14 protein-coding genes are annotated in these 13,845 nt (G+C 70.2%); 8 read left to right on the top strand and 6 right to left on the bottom strand.

What is annotated here, in order from left to right:
* Positions 1 to 59: 59 nt before the first annotated feature.
* Positions 60 to 1,325: a sensor histidine kinase gene (locus AC07VM_RS06620; RefSeq protein WP_494910439.1), complete on the top strand. Its 1,266-nt coding sequence runs from the start codon at positions 60 to 62 to the stop codon at positions 1,323 to 1,325.
* Positions 1,322 to 1,945: a response regulator gene (locus AC07VM_RS06615; protein WP_267416401.1), complete on the top strand. Its 624-nt coding sequence runs from the start codon at positions 1,322 to 1,324 to the stop codon at positions 1,943 to 1,945. The genes AC07VM_RS06620 and AC07VM_RS06615 overlap by 4 nt, the downstream gene beginning before the upstream one ends.
* Before the next feature lie 30 nt (positions 1,946 to 1,975).
* Here AC07VM_RS06615 and AC07VM_RS06610 read toward each other — a convergent pair whose 3' ends face one another.
* Positions 1,976 to 2,584 carry a hypothetical protein gene (locus AC07VM_RS06610; protein WP_494910438.1) on the bottom strand — a complete coding sequence of 203 codons (609 nt, stop codon included), beginning with the start codon at positions 2,582 to 2,584 and terminating at the stop codon, positions 1,976 to 1,978.
* Positions 2,585 to 2,707: 123 nt separating this feature from the next.
* On the opposite strand from AC07VM_RS06610, the gene AC07VM_RS06605 reads away from it, so the two are divergent.
* Positions 2,708 to 3,169 (top strand): DUF2871 domain-containing protein, encoded by a 462-nt coding sequence (locus AC07VM_RS06605; RefSeq protein WP_494910437.1) that lies wholly within the window; start codon positions 2,708 to 2,710, stop codon positions 3,167 to 3,169.
* Between the two features lie 36 nt (positions 3,170 to 3,205).
* Here the strand turns inward: AC07VM_RS06605 and cycA are convergent, their stop codons facing one another.
* On the bottom strand, positions 3,206 to 4,681 hold the full coding sequence (cycA, locus tag AC07VM_RS06600) for a D-serine/D-alanine/glycine transporter (protein WP_494910436.1): 1,476 nt from the start codon (positions 4,679 to 4,681) through the stop codon (positions 3,206 to 3,208).
* A 206-nt stretch (positions 4,682 to 4,887) separates the two neighbouring features.
* Between cycA and AC07VM_RS06595 the strand changes: the two genes are divergently transcribed.
* Positions 4,888 to 6,360, top strand: coding sequence for an MATE family efflux transporter (locus tag AC07VM_RS06595; protein WP_267416397.1), 1,473 nt, complete (start codon positions 4,888 to 4,890; stop codon positions 6,358 to 6,360).
* 152 nt (positions 6,361 to 6,512) lie between these two features.
* Positions 6,513 to 6,914: a hypothetical protein gene (locus AC07VM_RS06590; RefSeq protein ID WP_267416396.1), complete on the top strand. Its 402-nt coding sequence runs from the start codon at positions 6,513 to 6,515 to the stop codon at positions 6,912 to 6,914.
* 32 nt (positions 6,915 to 6,946) lie between these two features.
* Here the strand turns inward: AC07VM_RS06590 and AC07VM_RS06585 are convergent, their stop codons facing one another.
* Both AC07VM_RS06585 and AC07VM_RS06580 read right to left on the bottom strand, forming a co-directional pair.
* Positions 6,947 to 8,656 (bottom strand): AMP-binding protein, encoded by a 1,710-nt coding sequence (locus tag AC07VM_RS06585; protein ID WP_494910435.1) that lies wholly within the window; start codon positions 8,654 to 8,656, stop codon positions 6,947 to 6,949.
* 63 nt (positions 8,657 to 8,719) lie between these two features.
* On the bottom strand, positions 8,720 to 9,163 hold the full coding sequence (locus AC07VM_RS06580; RefSeq protein ID WP_494910434.1) for a tautomerase family protein: 444 nt from the start codon (positions 9,161 to 9,163) through the stop codon (positions 8,720 to 8,722).
* Between the two features lie 98 nt (positions 9,164 to 9,261).
* Between AC07VM_RS06580 and AC07VM_RS06575 the strand changes: the two genes are divergently transcribed.
* Positions 9,262 to 9,819, top strand: a complete 558-nt coding sequence (locus AC07VM_RS06575; protein ID WP_494910433.1) for a TetR/AcrR family transcriptional regulator — start codon at positions 9,262 to 9,264, stop codon at positions 9,817 to 9,819.
* An 18-nt stretch (positions 9,820 to 9,837) separates the two neighbouring features.
* Here AC07VM_RS06575 and AC07VM_RS06570 read toward each other — a convergent pair whose 3' ends face one another.
* On the bottom strand, positions 9,838 to 10,305 hold the full coding sequence (locus tag AC07VM_RS06570) for an Lrp/AsnC family transcriptional regulator (RefSeq protein ID WP_267416391.1): 468 nt from the start codon (positions 10,303 to 10,305) through the stop codon (positions 9,838 to 9,840).
* Positions 10,306 to 10,417: 112 nt separating this feature from the next.
* Between AC07VM_RS06570 and AC07VM_RS06565 the strand changes: the two genes are divergently transcribed.
* Entirely contained in the window at positions 10,418 to 11,668 is a 1,251-nt protein-coding gene (locus AC07VM_RS06565) for a trans-sulfuration enzyme family protein (protein ID WP_494910432.1), read from the top strand.
* Between the two features lie 31 nt (positions 11,669 to 11,699).
* On the opposite strand, the gene AC07VM_RS06560 is transcribed toward AC07VM_RS06565, so the two are convergent.
* A complete protein-coding gene (locus AC07VM_RS06560) occupies positions 11,700 to 12,173 on the bottom strand; it encodes an acyl-CoA thioesterase (RefSeq protein WP_267416390.1) in 474 nt (157 codons plus the stop codon).
* A 213-nt stretch (positions 12,174 to 12,386) separates the two neighbouring features.
* Here AC07VM_RS06560 and AC07VM_RS06555 point away from each other — a divergent pair, with 213 nt between their 5' ends.
* A complete protein-coding gene (locus tag AC07VM_RS06555) occupies positions 12,387 to 13,820 on the top strand; it encodes a hypothetical protein (protein ID WP_494910431.1) in 1,434 nt (477 codons plus the stop codon).
* Positions 13,821 to 13,845: the final 25 nt, after the last annotated feature.

The following is a 13,845-nucleotide window of genomic DNA, read 5'->3' as shown; positions in this document are numbered from 1 at the left end:
TCCGGCGGATCGATCGAACGATGGAGGCGCCGCAGCCGGGTCGGGGGAAGAATGTGACCATGCCGCCCACCGAGTCGTCGCCACCGTCGCCCGCCCGCACCTGGGCGAGCCTGGTCGGATCGATCCGGATCGGCCAGGCCGTCATCACGGTCGTGCTGCTCGTGGTCGGCGCCTGGCGTGCCGCAGCGGACGGGGTCCCGCTGCCGTGGGTGCTCGCCCTCTCCCTCGTCTTCCTGGGCTGGTACGGCGGCGGGCTGCTGCTCAGCGAACGCACCTCCGACCGTCGGCTGGCGACCTGGTGGCTGCTCGGATTGACGCTCATCTGGCTCGGCGCGGTCGTGGTCTCGCCCGAGTTCGTCTGGCTCGCGTTCCCGCTGTGGCTGCTCGCCGGCTTCGTGATGCGCCTGCGGTGGGCGCTGCTGCTGAGCGTGGCGATCCTCGCCGTGGTGGTGACGGCGCCGCTGCTGCACACCGGCACGACGAGCTACGCGAACGTGATCGGCCCGCTCGTCGGGGGCGTGTTCGCTCTCGGGATCTCCCGTGGGTACCTCGAACTCGTGCGTGACGGGCGGGAGCGGCGACGACTGATCGCGTCGCTCGTCGCGACGCAGGAGGAGATGGCGGCGCTCCAGGACGAGCTCGCCCGCACCCAGCGCGAGTCCGGGGCGAGTGCCGAGCGCACCCGGGTGTCACGCGACATCCACGACACCGTCGCGCAGAGCGTGTCGTCGATCGGGATGCTGGCGCGCTCGGCCCTGGAGGCGGATGACCCGGCGCAGAGCACGCGCGCCCTCGGGCAGATCGACGCGCTCGCCGCCGAGGGGATGGCGGATGCGCGGCGCATCGTGAACGCGCTGATGCCGGCCGAACTGGAGTCCAGCGCTCTCGGTGACGCCCTCGTCCGGATGCTGGAGCGCCTCGCCGAGGAGACCGGGCTCGAGGCGACGCTGCACGCCGACGATGACCTGCCGTCGCTCGGCCTCGACGCCGAGGTCGCCCTGCTGCGGACGGCGCAGTCGGCCCTCGCCAACGTCCGCTCCCATGCATCGGCCTCCCGCGTCGTGGTCACCCTCGCCGATGCCGGCGACGCCGTGCGGCTCGACATCGTCGATGACGGGATCGGGTTCGACGCGCGGCACTGGGATGACCAGAGCGGGGTCGGCAGTCGGGGTGGCGGCTACGGTCTGCGCTCGATGCGGGCGCGGCTGCGGGAGCTCGGCGGAGGACTCGACGTGGAGAGCGCCCCGGGAGACGGCACCGCGCTCTCGGCGCACGTCCCGCTCGGGCGGACCGCCCCGGCGCGACGGGCGGGAGGGGAGGCATGACCCCGGTGCGCGTGCTGCTCGTCGACGATCACCCCATCGTCCGCGCCGGCGTGCGCTCGCTGTTCGACCGCCGCGATGACGTCGAGGTGGTCGGGGAGGCGGCGTCGGGGGAGGAGGCCGTGGCGCTCGCCCGGCACCTGCACCCCGACGTGGTGCTCTGCGACCTGCGGCTCGGCGAGGGCATGGACGGGGTGCAGACGACCGCGGCATTGCGCGCGCAGCAGCCGGCCCCTGCGGTGCTGATCCTCACGACGTTCGACCGCGACGCCGAGATCCTCGGAGCGATCGAGGCGGGAGCGGCCGGCTACCTGCTCAAAGACGTCGCCCCCGACGAGATCGTGCGCGCGATCCGGCAGGCGGCCTCGGGCGGACTCGTCCTCACCCCCGAGCTCAGCGAGCGGGTCGTGCAGGTGATGCGCGCGCCGCGGGTGCGTCTCACCGACCGCGAGCTCGACGTGCTGCGACTGCTCGACACGGGCGCGTCGAACCGCGAGATCGCGAAGACCCTGTTCGTGACCGAGGCCACCGTGAAGACGCACCTGGTGCACGTGTTCGAGAAGCTCGGCGCCGACAGTCGGGCCCGCGCCATCGCGATCGCCCGCGACACCGGACTCCTCTGAGCGGGATTCCTCACCCGCGAGTCGTCGCGTTCAGCTCCAGAACCGCTGCACGCGGGTGGCGAGCTCGCGCATCGCGGTGCCGTCGAGCACGATCCTCCGCTCCTCGACGCCGAGCGCCGGCCACTGCAGCACGAACTCGATCGGCCCCTCCGGAGGGAGCGGCCAGAGCCACAGGCGGTCGCTCGACGTGAAGCGGCGGTCATCTCCGCCCGCGCCGTTGCTGTTGCGCGACAGGGAGTGCACCTCGGAATCGGACGGCAGGTCACCGTGACCGAAGTACGGGAATCCCTCGTCGAGGACTTTCTCGCCGTCGCCGAGGACGAGGCCGAAACGGAGTCGTCCGCCCGGATCGGGCAGGCCGCCCATCCCACCGTGTCCGACGAAGTCCGTGCACAGCTCGCTCCACTCCCGCGGAGGCATGTCGTTCCGCCGGAGTCGTCCCTCCAGGTGGAACTCCACGCCGTCGCTGTAGACGGCGATCCCGAACAGGCCCAACGCGAGATGGTCGGTGACCGCCAGGGTCTCGGAGACGGGGAGCAGCACGGGCAGCTCGTCGTCCGCAGCCTGCCAGCGCGGTTGACGCACCGACATGCTCACCTCGGGCTCGGGGGTCTCCGGGTCAGGCGGGAAGAAGTCCATGCTGCCAGGTCATCACATGCCCCATCGGAGGCACAAGAGGCGACCGCCTCGGCTTCTCAACCGTTCGATGGATCCCCGGATCGGCGGCTCCGCCGAGGCTGGAATCAGACCGAAAGGAACCCGATGCGCCGCCTGTTCTACGCCGCGTTCGCCTACATGATCGTCGGCGTCGCCTCCGGACTCTTCTACCGGGAGTTCACCAAGATCAACGACTTCCCCGAGGGGGAGTCGACCCAGCTCGGCCTCGTGCACACGCACCTGCTGGTGCTGGGCTTCGTCGTCCTGCTGATCGTCCTGCTCCTGGAGAAGGTCTTCGTGCTCTCCGAGAGTCGCCTGTTCGGCTGGTTCTTCTGGATCTACAACGCCGGTCTCGTGCTGACCTCGGCGATGCTGGTCTGGCACGGCTCCCTCACCGTGCTCGGCGAGGAGTCGTCGAGCATGATCGCCGGCATCGCGGGCCTCGGCCACATCCTGCTCAGCGCCGGCATGGTGATGCTGTTCCTCGCCCTCCGCACGCGCCTGGGGGCCTCGACGGCGGACGTTTCGTCCCGTCGCTCTGCTCCTCGCTCGACGACCGGTCGTTGAGCGAGCGCAGCGAGACGAAACGCCCCGACCGCGGCCTCAGTCCGAGTCCGCCTCCACCGAGTCATCGCGCAGGTGGGCGATGTGCGCCTCGTGCCGTGCCAGGTGGTTCGGCGACCGCCGCACGAACAGCCACGCCACGACCAGCACCGCGAACCAGATCGGCGTGACCAGCAGTGCGGTCAGCGTGTCGGGCTGGGTCGTGAGCGCCCACAGGATGAACACGAAGAACGCGAGCACCACGTAGACCATGAACACGCCTCCCGGCATCCGGAACGTGGAGGCCGCGACCTTGTCCTTGCGGGTGCGTCGGTAGACGAGGTAGCTGCACAGGAAGATCGTCCACACGAACATGAAGCACAGGGCCGAGACCGTGGTCACCATGTCGAAGGCGGTGCCGATGTCCTTGCCGGCGTAGAGCAGCACGACGCCGGACAGCAGCAGGATGCATGACAGGAACAGGGCGTTCTGCGGCACCCGGCGGCGGGAGAGGCGGGCGAAGATCCGCGGGGCGTCGCCGTCCTGCGCGAGGCCGAACACCATGCGCGAGGTCGAGTAGATGCCGGAGTTCGCGCTCGACATCGCCGAGGTCAGCACGACGAGGTTCACCACGGTCGCGGCGATGCCGAGTCCGGCCAGGGCGAACATCGCGATGAAGGGGCTCTCGCCGGCGACGTACTCGGTCCACGGGGTGACCGCCATCAGGACGATGAGCGCGCCCACGTAGAACAGCAGCACGCGGATCGGGATCGCATTGATGGCCTTGGGCAGGTTGCGCTTGGGATCCTTGGTCTCGGCCGCGGCCGTGCCGACGAGCTCGATCCCGACGAACGCGAACACCGCGATCTGGAAGCCGGCCACGAAGCCCATGAACCCGTGCGGGAACATGCCGCCGTGGTCCCACAGGTTCGAGAAGCTCGCGGTGCCCGCATCGTGCTGGAACCCGGTGAAGATCATCACGAGACCGGTGACGATGAGCGCCACGATCGCGACGATCTTGATCAGTGCGAACCAGAACTCCATCTCGCCGAACGCGGCGACGGTGGGGAGGTTCAGGGCGAGCAGGATGACGATCACGAGCACGCCCGGGATCCACAGGGGGACACCGGGGATGAGCGCATCCGTGTATCCCGCGATGGCGATCACATCCGCGACACCGGTGACCACCCAGCAGAACCAGTAGGTCCAGCCGGTGAAGAACCCCGCCCACGGCCCGAGCAGGTCGCTCGCGAAGTCGCTGAACGACTTGTACTTGAGGTTCGACAGCAGCAGCTCGCCCATCGCCCGCATGACGAAGAACAGCATGAACCCGATGATCATGTACACGAAGATCACGGACGGCCCCGCGACTGAGATCGTCTTGCCGCTTCCCATGAACAGGCCGGTGCCGATCGCGCCGCCGATCGCGAGCAGCTGGATGTGGCGGTTGCTCAGCGCTCGCCGCAGATGCTGCTCCTCGCCGGGTGCCCCCGCATCCGGTGCCTGTTCGTGTCCCCCTGCATACTGCTTCGTCACTCTCTCGCTCCTCCGGTCGTCATCGACTCCGCCGCCGGCCCGCGAGGCGGGCGGCATGCTGATGCAGAGTAGTTCACGATGCCGCCGACCTCCGAAACCGACCCGGTATGCCCGCAGAGAGGGAACGGGGGATGTGCTCCGCCGAATCGATTCGATAGGCTTGTGCGGCCCCGATCCGTTTCCCCAGTTCTGCGAGCCGCTCCCTCATGGCCACCTCCCTCACCACGGGCCGTCCGTGGCGCGTCATCCTTGCCTTCTCGATCCCTCTCCTCCTCGGCAACGTGGTGCAGCAGCTGTACCAGTTCGCGGACGCGATCGTCGTCGGCCGGCACCTCGGCGTCACCTCCCTCGCGGCCGTCGGCGCGACCGGAAGCCTGCTGTTTCTGCTGCTCGGGTTCGCCTGGGGTCTGACCAGCGGATTCGCGATCCCGATCGCCCAGGCGTTCGGGGCGAGGGATGACGCGGCTGTGCGCCGCTCGGTCGCCACCGGCGTGTTCCTGAGCGCCATCACGAGTGTGATCCTGACCGTCGCCGCCCCGCTCCTCGCCGGCCCGATCCTGGCGCTGCTGCAGACGCCGGCGGAGCTGATGCCCGAGGCCACGATCTTCACGCAGATCAGCTTCCTCGGTGCGAGCGCGACGATGTTCTTCAACTACCTCTCCGCGATCATCCGCGCGATCGGCGACTCCAAGACGCCGCTGGTGTTCCTCACCGTCTCCTGCGCGCTGAACGTCGGTCTCGTCGTGCTGATGGTCGGCCCGCTCGAATGGGGCGTGGGTGGTGCCGCGCTCGCCACGGTCGTCGCACAGGCGGTCTCGGTGGCGCTGTGCCTCGAGTTCGTGCGCCGCCGCCTGCCGATGCTGCACCTGCGTCGCGCCGACTGGCGCATCACGCGCGACGACATCGCCGAGCACCTGCGCCTCGGACTCCCGATGGGGTTCCAGGCCTCGATCATCGCGATCGGCACGCTTACGGTGCAGGTCGCGTTGAACACGATCGGCGCCGACGCGGTCGCCGCTTACACGACGGCCTCGCGTGTGGACAGCCTCGCGGTCGCCCTCCTCTCCTCCCTCGGGCTCGCGGTGTCGATGTACGCGGCGCAGAACCACGGCGGCCGTCGTCCCGACCGCATCCGCCGCGGTGTGGTCGAGGCGACGTGGATGTCGGTCGGCGCCGGTGTCGTGCTCGGCGCCCTGCTGATCGCGTTCGGCGCCCCGATGGTGCGCCTGTTCATCGGCGAGGGGGCGGACGGCGTGGTCGACAGTGCCCATCGGATGCTCATCATCAACGGCTGCGGCTACTGGGCGCTCGGCATGCTGTTCGTGCTGCGCGGTGCGCTGCAGGGACTCGGTCACACGCTCGTGCCGACCGTGACCGGGGTGATCGAACTCGTCATGCGAGTCGGTGCGGCCATCGTGCTCGGCGCGTGGATCGGCTTCGACGGTGTCGCGCTGAGCAACCCGCTCGCCTGGATCGGCGCGATCGTGCTCCTCGTGCCCGCGTACGTCCGCGCGCACCGGGCGCTCGGACGCCTGCCCATCGATCCGGCGGAGGCGACGGAGACCTCGGCCATCGCGATCGTCGGACCGACCGACGGCTCGATGGTCGTCGACGCCGTCGTCACCCAGCCGGTGCGCGTCGTGCGCACCCGCCGGCTGCGGTGGCTGAACCGTCGCTGACACCCTCCGCCGGAGCCTTCTCGGCCCGGCCGGATATCCGTCTGCAGGATGATGCGGATCGGACTTGAGACGGATGGCCTTTCCGGGACACACTTCTAGTGTCGAGGTAGCGGAGTTTCCGCTGACGGGGGGTCGTCATGACGACAATGAGAATGGCCAGCGATCTGGCTGCGATTCTGGTGCCGATCGGTTACGTGGGCGCGGCGCTCGCCGCGCTCTGCGCGATCGTCGCCGGGGTGGCGATCGTCCGCGCGAAGGCGGGGCTCACCGGAGGGGCGGTCGGTCTCTGGATCGTGTGCGCGCTGATGAGCTTCACCGCCTCGTTCGCGAGTCAGTGGATGCCGTTGATCGTGTCCGGTGCCGCGCTCGTCGCGATGCTGGTGATCGGCGGCGTCGTGCGCGGGATCGTGAACGCGTCCGGCTTCGGGCGACCGGACCGCGAGGTCGACGAGGCGCTGCCGAAGGCGGTGCCCGCCTCGAAGGCCGAGCCCGTCGCCAAGCCGACGCTCGCGACCAAGGCCGCGGTGACGTCGTCGATCCCGGTCGTCTCCTGAGCGTCGTCTCCTGAGCGTCGTCTCCTGAGCGCTCAGCGGTAGTCGCGGTCGCGGTGCTGTCCGGCGTCGTCGCCGGACTCCACCCGTGCGGCCTCGCGCGCGCGGAGCTCGACGCGCCGGATCTTCCCGGAGATCGTCTTGGGCAGCTCCGGCACGAACTCGATGATGCGCACCCACAGGTGCGACGACAGCCGCTCGTGTGCGTACGCGAAGATCGCTCGGGCGGCGTCGGCCTCCGCGGCGGTGGCGTCGGGCGTCAGGCAGACGTAGGCCTTCGGCACGGCCAGGCGCGTCGGGTCGGGGCTGGGGATCACGGCGGCCTCGATCACGAGGTCGTGCTCGAGCAGCACCGACTCGAGCTCGAACGGCGAGATCTTGTAGTCGGAGGCCTTGAACACGTCGTCGGAGCGTCCGACATAGGTGAGGTAGCCGTCGTCGTCGCGCACGGCGATGTCGCCCGTGTGGTGGTAGCCGCCGGTCCGTGACTCCGCGGTCTTCTCGGGATCGTCGTAGTACCCGGCCATGAGTCCGAGCGGCGGCTGGGCCAGGTCGAGCGCGATCTCGCCCTCGCCCTCCACGACCTCTCCGCTGACCGGATCGAGCAGCACCACGGGGTAGCCGGGCAGCGGACGGCCCATCGACCCGACCTTGACGGTCTGACCGGGGGAGTTGCCGATGCACGCGGTCATCTCCGTCTGGCCGAAGCCGTCGCGGATGGTCCCTCCCCAGGCGTCGCGCACGCGGTCGATCACCTCCGGGTTCAGGGGCTCGCCCGCGCCGACCAGCTCGCGCGGCGGGTGCGTGAGGCGGGCCAGATCGGCCTGGATCAGCATCCGCCACACCGTCGGCGGGGCGCAGAAGGTCGAGACGTGGTGCGTGTCCATGACCTGCATGAGGGTGTTCGCGTCGAAGCGGGCGTAGTTGTAGACGAACACCGTGGCTTCGGCGAGGAACGGCGAGTAGAAGCTCGACCACGCGTGCTTCGCCCAGCCGGGGGAGGAGATGTTGAGGTGCACGTCGTCGGGCCGCACCCCGAGCCACCACATGGTCGACAGGTGCCCGATCGGGTACGACACGTGCGTGTGCTGCACGAGCTTCGGCCGGTTCGTGGTGCCCGAGGTGAAGTACAGCAGCGCGGTGTCGGAGGCGGGCGTCGGGCCGTCGGGATCGAAGGTGGTCGGGGCCGCGGTCGAGTCCGCGAACCGCACCCAGTCGGTCGGGGCGTCGTCACCCACGCCGATGCGGAGGATGCCGGCGTCGACGCCGTCGAGGCGGTCGGCGAGGCTGCCGAGGGTGATGACCGCGCTGGCTCGTCCGTGGTCGATGCGGTACGCGAGGTCGGACGCGGAGAGCAGGGTCGAGGTGGGAATCGACACGGCGCCGATCTTGGTGATCGCCAGCATCACCTCCCACAGCTCGATCGTGTTGTTCAGCATCACGATCACGTGGTCGCCGCGACGGACGCCGAGGCCGGTGAGCCAGGCGGCGACCTGGTCGGAGCGCGTCGAGAGCTCGCCGTAGGTCCAGGTGCGCAGGCTCAGGTCGGCCTCGACGATCTGGACCGCCGGTCGGTCGGGCGTCTCCGCGGCGACGACGTCGAACCACTCGAGCGCGAAGTTGAACTCGTCGACCTCGGGCCAGGCGAAGCCCGCGCGGGCGGCGGCGTAGTCGGTCGCGTTCGCGAAGAGGAAGTCCCGCATCTCGCGGATGGTGTGGGTGGCGGCGGTGGCGATGCGGCTCATGGTGCTCCTGTGCTCCCTTGCTGACGTGCGTTCCATCCTCGCGCACGTCACCGCCGCGGGTGCTCACGACGCGGGTGTTCCTCCCTGCAGGGCGGCGATCTCGGAGCGGGCGGCGGTGACGATCTCGTCGTTGGTGTGGGCGTGGCCCCAGAGCCCCCATCCGCCGGGAGTCGCCTCGCCGAGGGTGACCCAGGTGCGCAGGGCGAGTTCCTCGTCACCCGCAGCCCGTGCGACGAGATCGGTCAATCGGCGCACGACGGCGATCTGCTTCTCGCGGTCGAGTGCGCCGGCATTCGTGAGCACCTGCACCCGGACATGGTGCGAGGAGCCGTCGACGTCGGAGAGGTTCCCCGGGGGCAGTTCGTGGACGAAGGCGGCGGTGTTGGAACGGAACATCGGCATGTCGGGCACCTGCTCGACCTCCTTCACGATCGTGGCCGCTTCCCGGGCGAGGGCGGGCGCATCGGCGAACGTGCCTGCGGTGGCGTAGATGTCGATCATGGGCATGGTGAGCCCCTTCCGGTATGTGTAAATCGGGCGTCACTATGACGACCGTCATAGAACTGTAGGATATGACTGTCGTCATAGTCAATGCGGAGGGTGAGATGGTCACGGAGACGCGCGAGAAGATGGTGCGCACGGCGGCGCTGCTGCTGGCCAAGCGCGGGCTGCAGGGCGCGTCGTTCTCCGAGGTGCTCGCCGCCTCCGGTGCACCGCGCGGATCCATCTACCATCACTTCCCCGAGGGCAAGGATCAGCTGGTGGCCGAGGCGCTCGCCCTCGCTCAGGCACGGGCGATGGACGAGCTGGAACGCCATCGGGGGGAGAGCGCCCCCGACGTGGCACGTGCGTTCGTGCAGCTCTGGCGCGATGTGCTGTCGGCCTCCGACTTCTCCGCCGGCTGTGCGGTCGTCGCGGTGACCGTCGCCGCCGACGCGGAGCCGCTCGTGGAGAAGGCCGCCGCCGTGTTCCGCGAGTGGCAGGGGATACTGACGGATCTCCTCGCGACGGGTGGCGTCCCGTCGGCGAGAGCAGCGTCGCTCGCGTCCCTGCTGATCGCCGCGAGCGAGGGTGCCGTGATCGTGGCGCGCGCCGAAGGGGCCATCGACCGCTTCGATGCCGTGGCCGACGAGCTCGTCGAGGTGGTGGCCGCCGCCCGGTGAGGTGAGCGGGACCGAGTGCTAGCGGGCGAGCACCCCCGGTCCGTCGCGCAGCTCGAACACCAACTGGGTCTCGGTGCCGCGCACGACCGGATGGACCGTGATGTGCTCGAGCACGATGTCGCGGAGCGCCGTCGCGTCCTGCACCGCCACGTGCACGAGGAAGTCGTCGACGCCGGCGACGTGGAACACCTGCAGCACCCGCGGGATGGCGGCGAGAGCGTCGAAGAGCGCCGTCACCTTGTCGCCGGTGTGGTTCGCGAGGCGCACCTTGATGATCGCCTGCAGCGGGAAGCCGAGCGCCGCCCCGTCGATGCGGATGCGGGTGTCGCGGATCACGCCGCGCTCACGCAATGCCCGCACCCGGTGGGCACAGGTCGACTCGGCGAGTCCGAGTCGATGCGCCAGCGCCTTGTTGGTCGTCTCGGCATCGCGGCTGAGGATCGCGAGCAGGTCGAGATCGATCTCGTCGAGTTGTGCTTTCGCCAACGTCAGGCCTCCTTGCCCGTCGGGTTCTGCACAGAATAGCGTTCTCCCTCGGAATCATGGCGGATCCTGTCGACTTCCTGCGGATTCCTCGTGATTCCGGCAACGTGGAAGCATGACTGCACCGCTGCATCCTGACACCGTCGCCGTCCACAGCGGGCGCTCCGATCTCGAGGGTCTCGGGGTCCACGCGCTGCCGATCGACCTGTCCACGACGAACCCGCTCCCCGACATCGAGCGCGGAGGCGAGTCGTACGAGGCGATGGCGACGGGCGGCCGCCCACCGGCCGACGGCAGCATGGTCTACGCCCGGCTGTGGAACCCCACGGTCGCCCGCTTCGAGGAGGCGCTCGCCGAGCTCGAGCACGCGGAGGCCGCGGTCGCGTTCGCCTCCGGCATGGCCGCGATGACGGCCGTGATCCTCGCGCACACCGGTGCGACCGGGGCCCGACACGTCGTCGCGGTGCGTCCGCTCTACGGCGGCACCGATCACCTGCTCGGCTCCGGGCTGCTCGGCGTCGAGACCACGTACTGCCACCCCGACGAGGTGGCGGCGTCCGTGCGGCCCGACACCGGACTCGTCGTCGTGGAGACCCCGGCGAACCCCACGCTCGACATCGCCGACATCGCCGACGTGGTGCGCCAGGCAGGGACGGTGCCGGTCGTCGTCGACAACACGTTCGCGACCCCGGTGCTGCAGAACCCGATCGCCCTGGGCGCCGCGATGTCGCTGCACAGCGCCACCAAGTACCTCGGCGGGCACGGTGATGTGATCGCCGGAGTCGTCGCCTGCAGCGAAGAGACCGCGGAGGCGCTGCGCCGCGTGCGGGCGGTGACCGGGGGGCTGCTTCATCCGCTCGGGGCGTACCTGCTGCACCGCGGACTCACGACCCTGCCGGTGCGGGTGCGGCACCAGCAGGAGAGCGCGCGACGGGTGGTGCAGTGGCTGATCGACCGCCCCGAGGTCGCCGAGGTCTTCTATCCGGGGCTCGACGGTGATCCGCGCGGCATCCTCGAACGGCAGATGCGCGGCACGGGGGCGATGATCGCGATGCGGATGCGGGGCGGATTCGCCGCGGCATCCGCGATCACCTCGGCGACGCGCCTGTTCACGCACGCGGTCTCGCTCGGTGGCGTCGACTCGCTGATCCAGCATCCGGCCGCGCTCACGCACCGTCCGGTCCCGCCGGAGGCGCGTCCCGCCGCCGATGTGCTGCGTCTGTCGATCGGGCTCGAGGACGTGGACGATCTGATCGCCGACCTCGCCCAGGCGTTCGCGGGGGTCACGGCCCTCGACGTCGAGCCTCCCCTCTCCGACCGGGTCACCTCCTCCCGCGCGACACACCGGGGGGCGGTTCGCGCCTGAGGAGGTGGCTCGGCGGTTCGGCGGACGTGCGTCAGATCGAGGGCAGCCGGATCGTGCCGGTGGCGATGCGCTCGGTGGGCATGCGATCGCGGTCGTAGGTGATCTCGCGGTAGCCGTGCGGCGTGGGGACGCCGTCCTCGTCGAGGCTCACGAAGACGATCTTGTCGATCGTCAGGATGCGCTTGCGCGTGATCATGTTGCGGGCCACGGCGCGCATGGTGAGCGAGGTCGTGCCGAAATGCGTGGCCTGCAGGCCGATCTCGATCAGGTCGCCCTGCACGGCCGAGGCCTCGAAGTTGATCTCGGAGATGTGCTTGGTCACCGCGCGGTAGTTGCCCAGCTGCACGATCGCGTAGATCGCCGCCTCCTCGTCGATCCACTTCAGCAGGCTCCCGCCGAACAGTGATCCGTTCGCGTTGAGATCCTCCGGCCGCACCCACTTGCGCGTCCGGAAGTTGAGCCCGTCCTCCGACCACTGCCAGGCCGGCGTCTTCTGCTTCACCATGAGCACGAGGGTAGGCGGACCGTGAGTCCGCGATGTTACGGCCGGTTTTCGGGGAGGGCACAGGCGCGCGGGCGCGGCTTTGTGCACTCACCACAAGAAACTGAGTCCCAGGTGCCATGAGACTTGGTTTCGAACGGCAAATCCGAGGGTCGCGATCGACCGCGCCCATACAGTCGCCGGTGGCAACGACGCCACTGACCTCGGGAGTTCTCAATGACGAGTACGAAGCCCCACGCTCACACCCACGGAACCGGCATGCGCATCGCGGTGATCGTGCTCAGCCTGCTGCTGGCCGCGATGGTGATCCTGTTCTTCGCGACGACCAGCAGGATCGCCGCCGGCGCCTCCGAACTCGCGGACGGCACCACGTCCGCGAAGGACGGTTCTGCCGATCTCGCCGCCGGTGCCGCCGATCTGTCCTCCGGTGCCGATCGGCTCGCCGACGGCAGCGACGAGCTCTCTGCCGGCGCGGCCACCGCGGAAACGGGTTCGCAGAAGCTGAGCGACGGCGCCACGAAGGCGGCCGCCGGCGCGACGGACCTCGCCGAAGGGGCCGGCACCCTGGCCGCCGGTGCGGCCAGCGCCGTGGACGGGGCGGGCCGGGTCAGCGGCGGTGCGCAGTCCGCCCTCGACGGAGCGCAGGAGCTCGCGGCGAAGCTGGCGAAGGCGGATGCCGGGGCGCAGACCCTGGCCGACGGCACCGCCCGGCTCGCGGCCGGTGTCGACGGGGCGCACCGGTATTCGAACGGCGTCCTCGACGGCGCGACCACGCTCTCCGAGGCCCTGCACGCGAAGGTGGACGCGAAGGTGCAGCAGCTCGCGCACCCCGACTCGAAGGCGGCGCTCGAGGGCCTCGCGGCCACGGCCCCCGGACACTCGCAGCAGCTCGCCGACGCCCTCGCCGGGATGCTCGCCGCCGACCCGCAGAACCCGAGGCTGCAGGGTCTCGCGGCGCTCGCCGCGGGGGTCGACAAGGAGGTCGACGCCATGGCCGCGCCGGCGGCCGCCGCTCCCGCCCTCGCCCAGGGACTCGTCGCCGCCGCCGATGGATCGGCCCGCGTCACCGCCGGGGTCGGCGCCATCGTCAACGGCGACCCGGCGAAGAAGTGGCCGGGCACCGTGGCGCTCGTCTCCCCGCAGGGGGCTCCTGCGCTCGTCGCCGGGTCGATCGCCCTGCAGTCGGGCACCTCGCAGCTCACGGCCGGTGCGACCAAGCTCGCCTCCGGTCTGCAGACGCTGTCCACCGGAGCGTCCTCCCTGTACGCCGGCACGGCCAAGCTCGATGCGGGGGTCAGCCGGCTGAACGACGGCGCGAGCACGCTCGCCACCGGGGTGGGCACGCTGCAGTCCGGTGCCGAGGACCTCAACGCCGGAATCGGAAAGCTCTCCGACGGTGCGGACACCCTGGCAGCAGGCTCGGGCGACCTCGCTGCGGGTGGCGACAAGCTCGAAGCCGGCGCCGCCGACCTCGCGACGGGCAACGGCCTCATCGCCGACGGCTCGGGCACGCTCGCGACCGCGACCGCCGGCGCCGCCCCGTCGATGCTGCCCTGGATCCTCGGCATCGCCCTGGCAGGACTGATCGCGATCGGCTTCTGGGTCGGTCACCGCATCGCGCACCGCCGGTCCCTGGCGCTCGCCGCCTGACCCCACCCCGTCCCCGTCCCACCCC

The organism is Microbacterium sp. GW821-FHT01D02 (assembly GCF_059422585.1).
The sequence above is the reverse complement of the archived record's forward strand: the minus strand, read 5'-3'. Positions and strand labels throughout refer to the sequence as shown.